Source organism: Citrobacter sp. Res13-Sevr-PEB04-36 (assembly GCF_015672735.1).
In the GTDB taxonomy this organism is placed as follows: domain Bacteria; phylum Pseudomonadota; class Gammaproteobacteria; order Enterobacterales; family Enterobacteriaceae; genus Citrobacter.
In genome coordinates this window covers 36,283-54,472 of sequence record NZ_JADABY010000014.1, presented here as the reverse complement: position 1 = coordinate 54,472, position 18,190 = coordinate 36,283, and the positions used below count along the sequence as shown (strand labels likewise).

The 18,190-nt window shown below is 47.3% G+C and carries 14 protein-coding genes; 4 read left to right on the top strand and 10 right to left on the bottom strand.

Going from position 1 to position 18,190, the window contains the following annotated elements; genetic code table 11:
* Positions 1-107: 107 nt before the first annotated feature.
* From IMQ48_RS03690 to IMQ48_RS03665, 6 genes are all read right to left on the bottom strand, one after another.
* Positions 108-1,034, bottom strand: coding sequence for a hypothetical protein (locus IMQ48_RS03690; RefSeq protein ID WP_196207960.1), 927 nt, complete (start codon positions 1,032-1,034; stop codon positions 108-110).
* 11 nt (positions 1,035-1,045) lie between these two features.
* Positions 1,046-2,602, bottom strand: coding sequence for a TnsD family Tn7-like transposition protein (locus IMQ48_RS03685; protein ID WP_196207959.1), 1,557 nt, complete (start codon positions 2,600-2,602; stop codon positions 1,046-1,048).
* 40 nt (positions 2,603-2,642) lie between these two features.
* Entirely contained in the window at positions 2,643-4,091 is a 1,449-nt protein-coding gene (locus tag IMQ48_RS03680; protein ID WP_196207958.1) for an ATP-binding protein, read from the bottom strand.
* Positions 4,091-6,214, bottom strand: a complete 2,124-nt coding sequence (locus tag IMQ48_RS03675) for a transposase (protein ID WP_196207957.1) — start codon at positions 6,212-6,214, stop codon at positions 4,091-4,093. The genes IMQ48_RS03680 and IMQ48_RS03675 overlap by 1 nt, the downstream gene beginning before the upstream one ends.
* Complete coding sequence (locus IMQ48_RS03670) at positions 6,201-7,043, bottom strand: TnsA endonuclease N-terminal domain-containing protein (RefSeq protein WP_063161222.1); 843 nt, start codon at positions 7,041-7,043, stop codon at positions 6,201-6,203. The genes IMQ48_RS03675 and IMQ48_RS03670 overlap by 14 nt, the downstream gene beginning before the upstream one ends.
* Before the next feature lie 114 nt (positions 7,044-7,157).
* Entirely contained in the window at positions 7,158-8,387 is a 1,230-nt protein-coding gene (locus tag IMQ48_RS03665) for an NAD(P)/FAD-dependent oxidoreductase (RefSeq protein WP_196207956.1), read from the bottom strand.
* A 229-nt stretch (positions 8,388-8,616) separates the two neighbouring features.
* Between IMQ48_RS03665 and pitA the strand changes: the two genes are divergently transcribed.
* Positions 8,617-10,113, top strand: coding sequence for an inorganic phosphate transporter PitA (gene pitA / locus IMQ48_RS03660; protein WP_196207955.1), 1,497 nt, complete (start codon positions 8,617-8,619; stop codon positions 10,111-10,113).
* Positions 10,114-10,180: 67 nt separating this feature from the next.
* On the opposite strand, the gene uspB is transcribed toward pitA, so the two are convergent.
* Complete coding sequence (gene uspB, locus IMQ48_RS03655) at positions 10,181-10,516, bottom strand: universal stress protein UspB (protein WP_096759190.1); 336 nt, start codon at positions 10,514-10,516, stop codon at positions 10,181-10,183.
* Between the two features lie 393 nt (positions 10,517-10,909).
* Between uspB and uspA the strand changes: the two genes are divergently transcribed.
* Both uspA and dtpB read left to right on the top strand, forming a co-directional pair.
* Complete coding sequence (uspA, locus tag IMQ48_RS03650; protein ID WP_003023368.1) at positions 10,910-11,347, top strand: universal stress protein UspA; 438 nt, start codon at positions 10,910-10,912, stop codon at positions 11,345-11,347.
* Between the two features lie 292 nt (positions 11,348-11,639).
* Entirely contained in the window at positions 11,640-13,112 is a 1,473-nt protein-coding gene (gene dtpB, locus IMQ48_RS03645; protein ID WP_196207954.1) for a dipeptide/tripeptide permease DtpB, read from the top strand.
* An 87-nt stretch (positions 13,113-13,199) separates the two neighbouring features.
* Here dtpB and IMQ48_RS03640 read toward each other — a convergent pair whose 3' ends face one another.
* Positions 13,200-13,703: an Rrf2 family transcriptional regulator gene (locus IMQ48_RS03640; protein WP_196207953.1), complete on the bottom strand. Its 504-nt coding sequence runs from the start codon at positions 13,701-13,703 to the stop codon at positions 13,200-13,202.
* A gap of 229 nt (positions 13,704-13,932) precedes the next feature.
* Between IMQ48_RS03640 and IMQ48_RS03635 the strand changes: the two genes are divergently transcribed.
* Complete coding sequence (locus tag IMQ48_RS03635) at positions 13,933-15,132, top strand: NAD(P)/FAD-dependent oxidoreductase (RefSeq protein ID WP_196207952.1); 1,200 nt, start codon at positions 13,933-13,935, stop codon at positions 15,130-15,132.
* A gap of 107 nt (positions 15,133-15,239) precedes the next feature.
* On the opposite strand, the gene rsmJ is transcribed toward IMQ48_RS03635, so the two are convergent.
* Positions 15,240-15,989, bottom strand: a complete 750-nt coding sequence (rsmJ, locus tag IMQ48_RS03630; RefSeq protein WP_196207951.1) for a 16S rRNA (guanine(1516)-N(2))-methyltransferase RsmJ — start codon at positions 15,987-15,989, stop codon at positions 15,240-15,242.
* Between the two features lie 8 nt (positions 15,990-15,997).
* Complete coding sequence (gene prlC / locus IMQ48_RS03625) at positions 15,998-18,040, bottom strand: oligopeptidase A (protein WP_196207950.1); 2,043 nt, start codon at positions 18,038-18,040, stop codon at positions 15,998-16,000.
* Between the last annotated feature and the right edge of the window lie 150 nt (positions 18,041-18,190).

Here is an 18,190-nt window from a genome sequence, read left to right as displayed (position 1 = left end):
GTGGTAACCCCCAGGGATACTCGATGAGTGATAATTTATTCCTGCCCCAGTCAAAATATATAACCTTATCTAATTAGCTTTCTTAGTATTTTATAAATGAAGTGAAATTAGCGAAGAAGTTTTACATTGGAAAGTGAGCAAATATATTTACCATTCAACTGGCAAAATTTACAATCTGTAGCCCTTAGCCTGAGAAAATGCTCATTAACAGAATAATCATCAAGTCCGATAGAGGCATAACTTACGTCCTCAAAAAGATCAGCAATAAATGAGTTGAAATTACAAAAATTAACTTCACTTAACATCTTGAACACCGCAGAAATATATCTATCATGCATTATCTTGACTTCGATAACCTTAGATAAACTTGAATGCGACTTACATTTGAAGAGATCAAAGAGAAAGTAAATCAGCATATTTTTATTGTCCGAAATCCATTTTAAAATTTTATTACGGGCACATGGTAATATATACACTGGATTTTTGAAAGGGTTTGAAACGTCAACCACAAGGGAACAATAACCATGAGGATTTATTCCACTTATAATTAAATCACTAAGTCCTTTCACTGCATTCAAATAGTTATCAAAACAAACCTCATATAAACTGGTACTATGAACTGCACATTTAGATTCAAACAACCATCTATGACGCAGATAACCAATGCCTTTAGAGTGTATATCTTCAACAATACATTTGTTACAGTAACGAATGTTTGAGATGTTTACCAATGGATATGAATTAGTTATGTGAAAATTTTTCCGACAGGCATCTTCAACAGCGTTAAAATACCCGTAAACACCAGAAGATAACGACACTATATTGGAAGTTAGTATATAACCATTTCTAGTGGCAAGAATGTCATATATATCCTGCAAGCTATGCAATTTGTACATATCAATCAGTTCGAACCGAGGAAAGGCATCGTACCTTAGTGCGCCATGCTTTGATATTATGTTCCTGCAATTGGATAAGTTATACATTATCTGTGAACGCAGAAGAAAACTGTGCCACAATTCATTTTCGTAAACCATATAACTCCCTCTTATTTAATTAGTTCCATTTTTCTGAGAAGTATCATTGTCATTGGTAGTTTATCTCTGTATTTTAAAAGCCAGCCATGCCCTCCCAGTAAAGCATCTAGACTTGTAAGTGACATCGAGTACTGCCCCTGAGATAAAACATCATTTATTAATGATGATGAGATAATATCTCTCTCGCTCCAGTCTACTCTTTTATTTTTATAGCATCGTATTGTTTTAGGAAGACAGGAATTAAGCCAGTCACATTCATGTTTATTTAGCCAATAGAAACTTGCATAACAACTTTCTTTGACTAACTTTCGTGTTATAGAAACGGATTGATTATGTATAAATCTTAATATCTTCTGCTTATGACGCCGTCTTAAAGAATCTTTTTTACATTTTTTACGCCATGAGCATAAACCGTAACAAGATGAAATTACAGAGGATACAGCTCCTTCCGATAATGAGTTTTTCTCAGCTATGGATGCCAGACTAAACCCCCTTACAGCCATAGACTTGATAAGCAATTCAGTGAATATATTAATTTTTGTGTTTCGCTTAAACGTCCTCAGGTATTTTTTATAAATAAGTGTTTTAATGTAACATCTGCTGCGACTAAATTCCTTCCCAAGGTTGCTAACACTAGTATTATTTTCAGTTATATGAAAACTGTATTTCTTATGACTTTTAAAGATTTCTTTCTTTTTATTAGTACGACTTCCTGCATACGTTGGCCAGCAAGTATTTAACAAACAATAACAAAGCAAAAGATGCTTTGTGGGATGCTGACAACATTTGTCTTTGAGTATAGGCTCCCAGTAGTGATAATCAGTTAGGGAAGTTGGTAAAAGCTCCGATGAACCCTCCCCAAATAACTGGCACTTAGCATAAACATGTGCGTAGAATACATTTTTCTTTAAATTTCCATCCAATGATAATAAATTCAACTTTTTAAGTACATCCATGTAATTGGGGTGTGTAATATCTTTTCTTCTGATTATATTTATGGACTCATAACAAAACTTAGCAAAATCGAAGTCTATCTCATTGCTAAGTTGTTCTGTATACGAAACAGGAGGCATCAGTCCAATACGTATGTGCGGTGAAGAAGGGACATGGATACTTTCAAGCGCTACCGGATGCCGATGGCAGGTTGTAACCCCATGAAGCTGATGCGCCAGATGCCAATAAGTAACACCATAATGAAAAGTATCTTCACGAGCGCAAACCGGGCAAAACTTCAATAGTGTGCGCTGCCCTAGTGAAAAATTACTAAGGCGGCACAATCGATTAAGCCTGGCAGGGGTCGTGTTGAAATCCATAATTTCATTACGACTGATTGGTAGTGCCCAGGCAAAAAGAGGGAGTAAAGTCTGTTCATGCCAGAGCTGATCTGCACTTTCGGATGTATGAAGAGAAATAGCCTTTAATCCTGAATTGAGAATTGGATGGACGTTCATATCAGGTTTGTTGAAAATGATCGTTAACAGAGAAGATGGGGACATACCGTACACGGTAGTTGTCCGACAAAACCGGCTGAACAAGGATTCATCAGGCAAAACAGGCAACATTCTCATTTCCCACACCTCTTTTTGACCGTTACGAACTGTTACCTCATTACAATTTATTAAGTGGATCTATATTTATAAGCCCGCAACGCTGAAGAGCATCGTAGGTATTTTTCTTTTCAGCTGTTCTGTTGATAACAAGATCGTGGTCAAGAGACAGTATTTTCTCGTCGAAATTGCGCAAAACCTCGTCTATTTTTCCTACGAATTCCTTGTGCTGTGGCCTGTCTATATCCCCAGGGATCAAAGCCTTTAGGGACTTCTCTGCCATGATTTTAGCCGAAGCATCACCCTCATTAGATGAAGAGAGCCATTTAGCTTCCTCATCTTCAGTCGCGGCCCCCGGGAGTAAAGTATCCTTATATTCCTCCGTATGACTCACGAGTACCGGTACAGAGGCCGACAAGACTGCACCAGTGATGATTTCATTGCCGCTACCGATAACCTTTAATTGTGCCCCCCGATAAATCATCTGAGCCAATCCAATGTTGCCTTTAGATAAAATGAATAATTTTTCGTTTAACTCATCATTTAATGGAGTTTCAACATTTGTCCATTGTAATGGCCATAAATAATGAATAAACGATTGCCAGTCTTGTGAATCGTATCTAACATTCTTAATTTTCATGTAACCACCAGACTCTGCCCGCCTGGCAATTCTCATTTTCTTTGTCAGCGTCTCGTCAAAAGGATGATTTCCACAAAAAACCATAGATACCCCCATGGAATCTACAATTTCATGTAAAAAATCAATCAACTTACTCTCCCCCCCGGTTCTTGAAAATTTAAGCCTCTGCATTTCATCAATAACAAGGATACCCAAAAATGATGATTTAATTCTTTGTGCAATCTGGCGAGCCAGAGCACCATTTCTAATCTCAGGTGCAGTTCGTTCAATACCAATTGCATCATCTAATTTTTGTAAAATCTCTTCACAAAGGTCTCTCACACTTGAATTGTATGGACAATTAATCTTTACCCATACGATTTGCTTACTGAAGCCGGGAAAAACTCCTTTATAGCTGCTGTGTTCTATAATCTGAGGGAAATGATCCATGACTTGCTCAATCATGGTAGTTTTTCCAGAACCACTCATTCCAACTATCGTAATGGTTTCAGCCTGGGATTTAAAATATCCACTGTCGGGTTCAATATCAGGACGCTCATTTCCATAGTAATGAAGATATTGAATTGTTCCGCTTTTTAAAGGATTACGAGCTGCATAGCTTTCCCTAAGTGCCCGTAAAATCATTTTATAAGCCTGGATAAGATTGGTTTGAGGGCAACGGAATTTCTTTATACGTTCGACATACTGCTCTCTAACATTCGCCGGGGCAGTCCAGCGGATTTTTTCGTCAATTTCGGGGAAATAACTCATTTCCAGAAGTACTTCATCTTCCGTAAGCGCTTCAGGAAGTGCTTCAATTAAGGGATTGCCACGATACTCAGGTAACTCCTGTTCTTTATATATCGCTGAAACGCTCCGTATAAGGTTCATTATTCTGCGTCCTCAGTCTTCTTCTTACCTTTTAACCATCTTTGTTTCTCCTCCCGGCCAGGCAAAAGCAGAACATTACTGGATGAAGGAAGTAGGGGTTCAGATCTTCCATTAGCAACATGAGTTCGCCCTAATGAATCAAGTTCATTTTTCCTGTTCTTTTTAATATCTTTACCATGTACCCGGCGAGATTCGTATATTTCATTTAATCTTTCGTTACCTTTCCTGTTAAATTCATCTTTATTATTGATATTGCTGAGCGAATCCAGAGTAAATAAATTAATTTCTTTTTGAGTATCTACCCAATCAGCCATTACATCTGTATCAAGATGAGTTTTTCCTTTAAATACATCTCTTTTCTTAAGTAGGTAATGTTTTTTGAAAATGCTATTTTTGTCAAATCTTACATATATATAATCTACGCAATTGTCATCTATTCTTGCTTCACAAGTGGTTCTTCCAAATACTCTGGCACCTGATGCAATTTCAGGATCACATTCATAAAAAAGATTATTGTACTGAATCCCACCGGCGGTAATGTTAGCGTTCACAGGGATTAACAATCGTGCGATCACTTCGTCGGCCCCAACGGCTCTTGCGCTGAATCTCCCGTGCTTTAAGCTTATCATCCAACTATTTTTTGGTGATATTACGAGATCATTTTCAATCAGTAAGGGATTGATATAAGCCAGTTCTTCATACGTTCTCTGATTATGTGCAAGTATCTCCCGAATCAGTAAAGACGTGACCTCCTGAATCGTTAAACAAGCCCTGGATTGCGGTGTTGGCTCTCCTTTAACAATCTTTCCCCTTCGTGTTGTTCCAATAAGCCTATGAATAACCTCATCATTCATAATGCCGAAACAGCGTTCAACAATGCTTTTTCTGTCGCCTCTACCGACTGGCGCAAACTCAAGTTTTGTCAGGGGGGTCATCTCTTCCTGAGGTTTAAGACCAATCATCTCCCCGTTGTCACACATCAATGTTAATGGAATATGAGAACAAGGCCAATCATCATCAGTAATAGAGATTCCAAATAATCTACAATATTCTTTTTTTGGCATAAAGCAATTTGCTAACGCTTGTCGGGCGGCTCGCCATGAAGCATGATATAAAGAAACATGAAGGCCAACAATCATTCTTGTTGCACGATCCACCACTGTATAAATAGTAGGACGCCCAATGACTTTTCGTCTGTTTAAACTCGAAATAAGATGTACATCAGCGACAGTTGAGTCTATTTCGAAAACATCACCCGGCAAAACAGTTGTATTAGCCACACTACCTAAAAGCGCCCGCATTTTGAGGTCTATTTCTTTTTTCGTGTTCTTCTTATTTATCGAGAAATCTTTAGTGAAGAGTTTTTTATTCCAGTATGAAAATTGTTTTAAAGAAGGAACATATGGAGCTCTATTTTCTAGGTTTGCTGTTTTAATTTCATCCCTAAAATACAAATCAATATGTCTCTCTAATGTTTTCTTTATCGTATCTCCGTTAACTTTATAATGATACGTAATGAGAGATTTTCTAATATTTTTTATATCTCTTTCATTAAGAATGAAAACACGTGATCGTTCATTAGGTAATGCTCTGTTTTTTTTGGAATTCCCAAGTTTAATTTCATGTTTGATTCTACTTTTCCCAGCGGCTCCACAGTTCGAGAATGCGGGTAGCAATGCATAAATATCCTGCCCATGTCGCCAGTACAACGCCAGAAGCGTTCTGATAGTATATTGTGATATTTTTTTATTTCTGGAGTAATCCATTAAAAGGTGAGACTTTTTATGTAATGCATAGTCGAACAGAAACATTCTGTCATCTACAAGATCTTTAATGATATTGTAATTTTCATCTCGCCTTCCTCTGTCTTCATCTGTTATTTCTTTCTCATCTACTAACATATATGAAGGGTATATATAATCTTTACAAGTTATGCTATTTGATTCAATATAATATTTAAACATTGAAAATGAGAAAGGGATTGGCTTACCCGTTCTTTCTGATTTTATTTTAAACAAAATTAACAAATCAACCTTTCTGTCAAAATCCAAAACACGGTAAAGTCCCTCTGCAAGCAAATAAGTGCCTTGAGAGAGCCAGACTGAATTCCTAATAATATCCATTTGCGTTCAGTCCTATATAGTGGTCATTGGAAATTATCTTTATCAGACCGGTTTCGAGTATTGGATATGATAAATCAACATTTATCATTTTTAATCCAATCATTGCCTGCAATAACATCATCGCTTCTTGTGCATCTACCCCAAAGATTGATGAAATCATTGCTCGTAGTCCTACTATGGGATAAACATCTGGTTTAAGCTTCCATAGGATTTTATCAAGAGGATATTTATCATAAAATTCAGAACCATCTCTTAATACAGAAGTAGCCCAGCAAATGTTTTTACCGACGACGTTATTGAGTTCCGAGCCAACATAAATTTGAAACTCAACATCAATCAACTGCCAAAACATCCTCTCTATTTCAAGTTTTTGGGCTTCGCGTTCAGGTATGCTCTCGTTATGTTTTACTGCTATAGCTTTGTATCGAAGTCCGCCTTCAGGAGTTCTCAAGGTCAGTAAAAAATCGGTTGTCATAACATTCAGAACTTCGACAGGTACTCCTCTTACTCCCCTCACCATAGGATGTTGAAAATGTAGATGATTTGCTATTTGTTGGGTAAGCCGGAGAGGAAAGAGTGGGAATTGTTCCCGGATATCAATCACCGAGTCATTAAACTCAGCCAGATAGAAAAAGTTACTTTCGACAGAAGAAAGGAGATGATGGTTTCGAAACGTCTTAAGGCCAAAGACTATCGAACGGTTTCCACGGGATTTAACGTCCTGAGCTCTAAGCCAGGGCTGATAACTTTGGCCATAGCCCACTCCTATGCCGTCACCTAGCGCATTTTCATAATCCAAATAGGATTTGAGACGCCTACCCCTACCCATGATCGTACCCAAAAAACGACATTGATACGTACCTATATGTGCATTTTATAGTCTCCAACCCTATAACCACACATTCAGTAAGTATACAACATTAGCGTCGTTTTTTGAGAATGGTTACAACTTTAGTGCTTTGTGTACAACTTTATTGTCCTCGGACAGCACTAAATCCTGCGCGCATGCCCAGGCGCTCGACCATGCCCACTGGAAGTTATAGCCGCCCAGCCAGCCGGTGACGTCCATCACTTCGCCGATGAAATAAAGACCCGGTACCTTACGGGCTTCCATCGTCCGCGATGACAGTTCGTTAGTGTCGACGCCGCCCAGCGTGACTTCCGCGGTACGATATCCTTCCGTGCCGTTTGGCTGCACGCGCCATTCGGTCAGCGTTTCCACCAGCGCTTGCTGATCGCGTAGGTTAAGCTGTTTCAACGTCACGTCCGGGATTTGCCCCAACTGCTGCAAGCACTCCACCAGTCGCTTCGGTAATTGCATCGCCAGCGTGTTCTTCAGACTCTGATTGGGGTGCGCGCTGCGTTGTTCATCGAGGAAACTGTCGAGGTCTACATCAGGCAACAAATTAATGCTGACAAATTCACCTGGCTGCCAAAAACTGGAAATTTGTAAAACGGCCGGCCCCGAAAGCCCACGGTGCGTAAAGAGCAGGTTTTCACGAAATACGGTGCCATCCTCGGCAGTAATGACGGAAGGAACAGAGACGCCGGAAAGCACCTGAAGCTGGTCCAGCAGTGGTTTATGCAGCGTAAAGGGTACAAGGCCAGCACGCGTTGGCAGAACATTCAGCCCAAACTGTTCGGCAATTTTATAACCAAACGGCGTCGCGCCCAGGCCCGGCATGGAAAGCCCGCCGCTGGCAATCACCAGTTTCGTCGCACCGACACTCGCGCCGTTGAGCTCCAGCGTGAAGCCCTCCTCCTCCCGTGTAACGCTCAGGACTTCGCTACGTAAGCGCATCGTAACGTTACCTTTTTCGCATTCGGCCACCAGCATATCGACAATTAGCTGAGCAGAGTCGTCGCAAAAAAGCTGGCCGAGCGTTTTTTCATGCCAGGCAATACCGTGTTTACCCACCAGATCAATAAAGTCCCACTGGGTATAGCGCGCCAGCGCTGACTTACAAAAATGGGGGTTTTGACTCAAATAGGCCGCAGGCTCGACATAAAGATTGGTAAAGTTACAACGCCCCCCGCCGGACATGAGGATCTTGCGCCCTGGCTTTTTACCATTATCAATAAGCAGTACGCGACTCCCTGCTTGTCCTGCCTGCGCGGCACAAAACATACCCGCTGCGCCAGCGCCTATAATAACGGTATCAAACCTTTCCACGTTGCGATCCTCTCTAAAAAGCGGGCGTGAATTGTAAAGATTCCTCAGTGGTCGCACCAGCACCAAACCACCAATAATAGGTATTCATCTGAATTATATAGGATAATTCTTTAGTGGGGTAAACCAAAGCAGGAGACAAATCAAAAAAACTCTATATTTCACTTTGCCCGCGCCGCCAAAGTCACTGATAATGCGCCGCGTTCATGTCCTCAAAATGGCGTAACGTCCTATGCTACATTTGTTTGCTGGCCTGGATTTACATACCGGGCTTTTACTCTTGCTTGCTCTGGCTTTTGTTCTGTTCTACGAAGCAATTAACGGCTTCCATGATACAGCCAATGCCGTCGCTACTGTGATCTATACCCGTGCAATGCGTTCGCAATTAGCGGTGATCATGGCTGCGGTGTTTAACTTCTTTGGTGTTTTGCTGGGTGGTCTCAGCGTAGCGTATGCCATCGTGCATATGTTGCCAACGGATCTGCTGCTAAACATGGGATCTGCACATGGCCTCGCCATGGTGTTCTCTATGCTGTTGGCGGCAATTATCTGGAACCTGGGTACCTGGTACTTTGGTTTGCCTGCATCCAGCTCCCACACGCTGATTGGCGCGATTATCGGTATTGGTTTGACCAATGCGTTGATGAACGGCACATCGGTCGTGGATGCACTTAACATCCCGAAAGTGATTAACATTTTCGGTTCACTGATTATTTCTCCTATTGTCGGCCTGGTGTTTGCAGGCGGTCTGATCTTTTTGCTGCGCCGTTACTGGAACGGCACCAAAAAGCGGGCGCGTATTCACCTGACACCTGCTGAGCGTGAAAAGAAAGACGGCAAGAAAAAGCCGCCATTCTGGACGCGTATCGCACTGATCCTCTCCGCTATCGGCGTGGCGTTCTCTCATGGCGCAAACGACGGACAGAAAGGCATTGGTCTGGTCATGCTGGTGCTGATCGGCGTAGCGCCTGCAGGTTTCGTGGTAAACATGAATGCTTCCGGTTACGAGATTACCCGTACTCGCGATGCCATCAACAACGTCGAAACCTTCTTCCAGCAACGCCCTGACCTGCTCAAGCAGGCGACCGGCGTAGACCAGCTGATTCCGTCACCGGAAGCCAGCGCTGCGACACCGACAGAGTTCCATTGTCACCCGGCTAACACCATTAACGCGCTGGAACGTGCGAAAGGTATGCTGGCGAATCTGGAAACCTACGACAAGTTAAGCGTTGATCAGCGCGGACAGTTGCGCCGTATTATGCTGTGCATTTCCGATACCACCGATAAGGTCGTGAAACTGCCTGGCGTAAGCAACGACGATCAGCGTCTGTTGAAGAAACTGAAAACCGACATGCTGAGCACCATTGAGTACGCTCCGGTGTGGATCATCATGGCCGTTGCGCTGGCTCTCGGCTGCGGTACGATGATTGGCTGGCGTCGCGTGGCAACCACTATCGGTGAGAAAATCGGTAAGAAAGGCATGACCTATGCTCAGGGGATGTCGGCGCAGATGACCGCCGCTGTCTCTATCGGTCTCGCCAGTTACACCGGTATGCCGGTTTCCACCACCCACGTACTCTCCTCTTCTGTTGCGGGGACGATGGTCGTTGACGGTGGCGGCTTACAGCGTAAAACAGTGACCAGCATTTTGATGGCCTGGGTCTTCACCTTGCCTGCAGCGATTATTCTTTCCGGGGTGCTGTACTGGCTCTCCCTGAAGCTGATCTAAGCGAATGCACAATAAAAAAGCGGGCCTGCAAACAGGTCCGCTTTTTTTTTAAACACTGCCATCAGATTCAGTGCCAGATAATCAGCGCAACCATACTGATTAATACCAGGCCACATAACGAACTGGTGAGAATGAACTGGCCGCGAACACGCTCACAGCGGCGAATAAACTCATCATCATGATGATCGCGGTAACGCTGAGCGTAGATATACCACACCAGACGCATCTGCTTGTTGGGCTGCCCATGCGAGGTAAAAAAGCCTCCGCCATCAACATACTGGTAAAGCAATGGATCGCAACCACGAAGTACCACTAACAGTGCGCGTAACGACGAAAAATAGCGCGCCATATTAACAATGCAAACGACACACAAAGCCCAGAATAACGCAATGGTGCTTATCATACCCCCTCCCCGGCGACCCGCCCACGGAGTTCCTCTCCGGGACTACCGCTCCCCGATACCCTACCAAACTATGCAGTGAAGAGTGCTACCGAAACCGCTCGTGTTAGTGTCACGCATCCGAACGCCTCTTTAGATAGTGTAGGAGATTAGTTAATTTTTTTGCCAGAAGGTTAATCACTATCAATACAATTAACTGAAAAATTTGTTTAACTACTTGGCAATCAAGGCGGATTGACGGATTATCCTGGTCGCTATAATGTAAGGATAGTCCCTATAGGGTACGTCTTTACGACTGGGCTAGCCCCGCGCATAAGGTCCGCAGGATGCGGATGACGCGGCGGCAAACGATCGCCAGAAGGCTAGTCATCGACAACTTATGGAAGGAGTAACACTATGGCTTATAAACACATTCTCATCGCGGTTGATCTTTCTCCGGAAAGCAAAGTTCTGGTTGAAAAAGCGGTCTCTATGGCACGGCCTTACAATGCAAAAGTTTCCCTTATCCACGTTGACGTAAACTATTCCGACCTGTACACCGGGTTAATCGACGTGAATCTGGGCGACATGCAGAAACGCATTTCTGAAGAAACTCACCACGCATTAACCGAGCTGTCCACCAATGCAGGCTACCCTATCACCGAAACCCTGAGCGGCAGCGGCGATCTGGGTCAGGTTCTGGTTGATGCCATTAAAAAATACGATATGGACCTGGTTGTTTGTGGTCATCACCAGGATTTCTGGAGCAAGCTGATGTCCTCTGCGCGTCAACTGATTAACACCGTTCACGTCGACATGTTAATTGTTCCGCTGCGAGATGACGAAGAAGCATAAAATGCTAGCATCCGGGGTATAACCCGCCCCGATGTAAACATTTAAGCCTGTAAGCGCCCGCCTGTGCGGGCGTTTTTGTTTTTGTGTCTTTCAAACAAATCATTACACCTCAGTACATCAATCCAACAAATAAATCATAATTAGTGTGATCAACTAATTGGATCGAAAACTATCTCTATAATACTCTACCCGCGCGGTCAATCACCGCAGTCTATAACAAAATAAGACTTTTTCGGCGCGTTTTAGAATACGCGTTCATACTTTTCGGGATGGCTTTGAAAGGCGAAGGAATATGAATACACGAGCACCTACGGGCTTGCTGCAGCAACCTCGTCCGTTCTTCATGATCTTTTTTGTAGAATTATGGGAACGATTTGGCTATTACGGCGTTCAGGGCATCCTGGCGGTATTTTTTGTTAAACAACTCGGCTTCTCTCAGGAACAGGCGTTTATCACCTTCGGTGCGTTTGCTGCGCTGGTGTACGGCCTGATCTCCATTGGCGGCTACGTCGGTGACCACCTGTTGGGCACCAAGCGCACGCTGGTTCTCGGTGCCATCGTGTTAGCCATTGGTTACTTCATGACTGGGATGTCGCTGCTGAAACCCGACCTGATCTTTATCGCGTTGGGTACTATCGCTGTGGGTAACGGGTTGTTTAAAGCCAACCCGGCAAGCCTGCTGTCAAAATGCTATCCGCCAAAAGACGCCCGACTGGACGGCGCCTTCACCCTGTTTTATATGTCGATTAACATCGGTTCCCTGCTGTCACTGTCCCTGGCGCCGGTCATTGCCGATAAATTTGGCTATGCCGTTACCTACAACCTGTGCGGCGCGGGGCTTATCGTTGCTCTGCTGGTCTATTTTGCCTGCCGCGGAATGGTGAAGGACATCGGTTCTGAGCCAGACCATAAACCACTGGTATTCCGCAACCTGCTGTGTGTTCTGGCCGGTACCGTGGTGATGATTTTCGTGTGCGCCTGGTTGATGCACAATGTGAAAGTTGCCAACCTGGTGCTGATCTTCCTGTCAATTATCGTCACCATTATTTTCTTCCGCCAGGCATTCAAACTGGATAAAACCGGGCGCAATAAGATGTTTGTGGCCTTTATCCTGATGCTGGAAGCGGTGGTGTTCTACGTGTTGTACGCACAGATGCCAACATCTCTGAACTTCTTTGCCATCAACAACGTACACCACGAAATCCTCGGCTTCGCCATCAACCCGGTGAGCTTCCAGGCGTTGAACCCATTCTGGGTCGTTCTTGCCAGCCCGGTATTGGCGGTGATTTATACCCGTCTGGGCAACAAAGGCAAAGACCTGACCATGCCGATGAAGTTTACGCTCGGAATGTTCCTGTGCTCACTGGGCTTCCTGACCGCTGCCGCCGCCGGTATGTGGTTTGCCGATGCGCAGGGACTGACCTCCCCGTGGTTTATCGTGCTGGTGTATCTGTTCCAGAGTCTGGGTGAGTTGCTGATTAGCGCCCTGGGGCTGGCCATGGTCGCCGCACTGGTGCCGCAGCATCTGATGGGCTTTATTCTTGGGATGTGGTTCCTGACCCAGGCTGCGGCGTTCCTGATGGGCGGCTACGTGGCAACGTTCACCGCTGTACCGGAAAACATCACCGATCCGCTACAAACGCTACCTATCTATACCAACGTCTTCAGTAAAATCGGGCTGGTTACGCTGGCAGTCACTGTGGTAATGGCGATTATGGTGCCCTGGCTGAACCGGATGATTAATACACCAAGTACCGAGCAATAACCCTTAGTGCCGGATGGCGACTCGCGTCTTCTCCGGCTCACATTTAACGTGCCCGAACAGCCTTGTGCTTTCGGGCATTTTTATCTGCTATCCTTTGCGCGCGTCGATCCATTCCTGCACTTCAACGACAAACGTATCCGGCGCTTTGCGGTACATCTTACGCGCCAAATCCAGGATCGTGTGCTGGCCAAGCGCCTCTTCCATGCGTTGTTGCGCCATGTCCATCACGGAGCGCACGCCGCAAATCCCTTCACAGGCCCACTCCGGCGGTTGCTCCTCAAAGACAGCTAAACGCTGGCGGATTTCACGGCATTCGAAGATGCGCTTGTCGCCGTCAATGGCGTTGACCACGTCCAGCACCGTGATGTGCTCTGCGGGCCTCGCAAGCTGAAAACCACCACCCTTTCCTTCAATGCTGCGCACCAGTCCGGCCTTCGACAGACGGGTAAAGATTTTGGCCAGATAGTCATACGGCACGCTTTGTAGCTCAGCAATTTCCCGTACGCTCATATCCCGCGCATCGCCTTTGCTGTCGACCATACACATCAGGCTATGAATACCGTACTCAACCCCGGAACTGTAGAATGCCATTCTCTTATCTCAGCCAAAATTAATCTGAGTTATTGTAACTTTTTCACTTTGTACATGCCAGATACTCAGACCCCACCTTTGTTCATTAAAAATATAATTCGTTAAATATCAAATAAATAATAAAAACCCCACGCACAAAATAGTCAATAGACAAGGAATCACATTGCAATCCTTAACTGCGACCAATAGAATCCGAGTAAATAATTCATGGTCACTAATGAGAAAACCAATGCGTAAACAAATTCTGATAGTAGGTGCCGGCTTTGCCGGTATGTGGGCAGCATTAAGCGCCGCACGACTGGCGGATAAACATCAGCAGCCCATTGATATTACTGTGATTGCGCCGCAGCCAGAGCTGCGCGTGCGCCCGCGTTTTTATGAGAATGATGTCCAGACGCTGGTTGCGCCTCTGCAGCCGCTGTTTAATGTCACCGGCGTGAACTTCCTGCGCGGCACGGTCACCCAGTTGCTACCGCAATCCAAAGAAGTGAGCTGGACGGACGCGACGGGCCAAAAACAACTTCTCAGCTACGACCGACTAATTCTGGCCAGCGGCAGTGAAGTTAATCGCAATAGGGTTGCCGGAGCTGCGCAGCACGCCTTCGATCTCGATCAGCTGGAAAGCGCAGCCGTACTGGAGCAGCATCTGAAAGATCTCGCACACAGGCCAGAAAGCGAGGCGCGCAATACCGTGGTAGTTTGCGGCGGCGGCTTTACCGGGATCGAAATGGCGCTGGAATTACCGGGTCGCCTGCGCGACATTCTCGGCACTGATGCTAAGACCAGAGTTGTCGTAGTTGAACGCGGTCCACAGCCGGGTGCACGCTGGAGCCAGCAGCTGCGCGATGTGATCGCCGAAGCCTCTGCTGAACTGGGCGTGGAATGGCAGGTCAATGCAGAAGTCGAAAGCGTGGATGCGTCCGGCGTGACGCTGAAAGACGGGCAGACGATTGCATCACAAACTGTTATCTGGACGGTTGGCGTGCAGGCGAATGGCTTGACGGCACAGATCGACGCCCCGCGCGATCGCCAGGGCCGCCTGCATGTGAATACGCATCTTCAGGTTGTAGGCTATGAGGATATCTACGCGACGGGTGATGTTGCCAGGGCCGCCACCGATGACAAAGGCAACCACGCCTTAATGACCTGTCAGCACGCGATTCTGTTGGGTAAATTTGCCGGGAACAACGCCGCCGCCAGCCTGTTGGATGTGATGCCGCTGCCCTACCGCCAGGAAAACTATGTCACTTGTTTGGATCTCGGCGCATGGGGCGCGGTGTATACCGAAGGCTGGGATCAGCAGGTGAAACTGACGCGCGCAGAGGCGAAGAAACTGAAGCTATCAATCGTCAGCGAGCTGATTTATCCACCGAAAGCGGACCGCGCAGTCGCTTTTGAGATTGCCGACCCGCTGGCACCGTTTGTTTAATGGGTAATGCCGGATGCGGCTAACGCCTTATCCGGCCTACAAACCACACGCTGTCGTAGGCCTGATAAGCGCAGCGCATCAGGCAGCACAGCGCACAGATCTACAAACTATGCTGTCCCAGCGTAGATATCAAACCGATGCCCTTTGGTCACTACCGCGTTTGGCGTGGCGACATCCGCCAGCGGCGGGGCATAGTCCGGACGCTTGACCACCACGCGTTTGATGGCTAACTGGCGCGCAGGCTCCAGCAGGCCATCAGCGTCTAAATCCGGCCCCACCAGCGACTGAAACACGCGCATCTCTTTTTTCACCAGCGCGCTTTTCTGCTTATGCGGGAACATCGGGTCGAGGTATACCACCTGCGGGCGTGGGGTGATATCGGTGAGCGCCGTCAGGCTGGACGCGTGGATCAGCTGTAAACGTTCCTGCAACCATGGGCCAATTTCCGCATCGGCATAACCGCGCGCCAGGCCATCGTCGAGCAGCGCGGCAACCACCGGGTTACGTTCCAGCATCCGCACACGGCAGCCTACCGACGCCAGCACGAATGCATCGCGTCCCAGCCCGGCCGTCGCGTCCACCACATCCGGCAGGTAATCGCCTTTAATGCCGACCGCCTTTGCCACTGCTTCACCGCGACCGCCGCCAAATTTACGCCGATGGGCCATCGCCCCGCCGACAAAATCAACGAAGATGCCGCCGAGCTTGGGTTCATCGCGCTTGCGCAGTTCCAGGTGCGCCGGTGTCATCACCAGCGCCATCAGATTGTCTTCATCATGTTCCAGGCCCCAGCGGGCAGCCAGAACAGATAAGGCGCCGTCTCCGGCGCCCGTTTCATCCAGTAAACAAATTTTCACGCCAGTTTTCAGCCCTTGATGCCGTAATGGTCCAGCATCGCATCCAGTTGCGGCTCACGGCCACGGAAGCGTTTGAACAGCTCCATAGGCTCTTCAGAACCGCCGCGGGTCAGGATGTTATCGAGGAACGACTGGCCGGTTTCACGGTTGAAAATCCCTTCGTCTTCAAAGCGGGAGAAGGCGTCCGCCGCCAGCACGTCAGCCCACAGGTAGCTGTAATAACCCGCCGCATAACCGCCGGCAAAAATATGGCTGAAAGCGTGCGGGAAGCGACCCCATGTTGGGCCCGGCACAACGGCAACCTGCTTTTTAATCTCCGCCAGGGTGTCGAGAATTTTCGCCCCTTGCTGCGGGTTAAACTCAGCGTGCAGACGGAAGTCGAACAGACCGAACTCCAGCTGACGCAGGATGAACAGCGCCGCCTGGTAGTTTTTCGCCGCCAGCATTTTATCCAGCAGTTCTTTTGGCAGCGGTTCACCGGTTTCATAATGACCAGAGATAAACGCCAGCGCTTGTGGCTCCCAGCACCAGTTTTCCATAAACTGGCTCGGCAGTTCGACGGCATCCCACGGCACACCGTTGATACCGGAAACACCGGCCGTTTCGATGCGGGTCAGCATATGATGCAGGCCGTGACCGAACTCGTGGAACAGGGTGATCACTTCGTCATGGGTAAACAGCGCCGGCTTGCCGCTGACCGGACGGTTAAAGTTACAGGTCAGGTAAGCGACCGGTTTTTGCAGCGTGCCGTCTGTTTTACGCATCTGGCCGACGCAGTCATCCATCCATGCCCCGCCACGTTTGTTTTCACGCGCATAGAGATCAAGATAGAAGCTGCCGCGCAGTTCGTTGTGCTCGTCATACAGCTCGAAGAAACGCACTTCCGGGTGCCAGACATCAACATCAGTGCGCTCTTTGGCGGTAATACCGTAAATACGTTTAACCACTTCAAACAGGCCGTTAACGGCTTTGTTTTCCGGGAAGTACGGTCGCAGCTGCTCGTCGCTGATGCTGTACAGGTGCTGTTTCTGTTTCTCGCTGTAGTAGGCGATATCCCACGGTTGCAGCTCATCAACGCCAAACTCCGCTTTCGCAAAGGCGCGCAGCTGGGCCAGCTCTTTTTCACCCTGCGGACGGGCGCGTTTCGCCAAATCGGTCAGGAAATCGAGCACCTGCTGCGGGTTCTCAGCCATTTTGGTGGCGAGAGATTTAAAGGCATAGCTTTCAAAGCCCAGCAACTGAGCCAGTTCGTGGCGCAGCGCGAGGATCTCTTCCATCACCGGACTGTTGTCCCATTTGCCCGCATTGGGCCCCTGATCGGACGCACGGGTGGAGTAGGCGCGGTACATCTCTTCACGCAATGCCTGGTTGTCGCAGTAGGTCATCACCGGCAGATAGCTCGGGATATCCAGCGTCAGCAGGTAACCTTCCTGTTCTTTGGCTTCGGCCTGGGCTTTTGCTGCCGCCAGCGCGCTTTCCGGCATACCGGCCAGCTCAGATTCGTCGGTGATCAGTTTGGTCCAGCCCATGGTGGCGTCGAGCACGTTGTTGCTGTACTGGTTGCCAAGTTCAGACAGGCGGGTTGCGATTTCGCCATAACGCTGCTGTTTCTCTTTCGGCAGGCCGATCCCGGAAAGCTCAAAGTCACGCAGCGCGTTATCGACCGCTTTTTTCTGCGCGGTATTCAGGGTGGCGTAATGATCGCCATCACGCAGATCGCGGTACGCCTGGTACAGACCTTCATGTTGCCCAACCCAGGTACTGTATTCAGACAGCAGCGGCAGCGTTTGTTCGTAGGCTTCGCGCAGTTCTGGGCTGTTTTTCACCGAGTTCAGGTGGCTGACCGGAGAAAATATACGCCCCAGGACATCGTCCACTTCCGCCAGCCGCTGGCAAAGATTTTCCCATGTGTACGGCGCACCCTGCGCAACCACGCGCTCGACGTTTTCACGGCAGTCGTTTAGCGCCTTAGTGACGGCGGGTACAACATGCTCCGGCTGAATTTTGGAAAACGGCGGCAGTTCGAAGGGAGTCAGCAATGGATTAGTCATTAGCGCAGTCCTGTTGAAAAGAGTGAATGAAGCGCGTATCCGGCGCTGTGCATATTATTTGTAGAATGGGGTTAAGTGTAGAGGATTTCAATGCCAGGCGTTGCGCTTTCGCGGCAGTGGCGACTTTTCTGTATACTGTGGCGATACGCT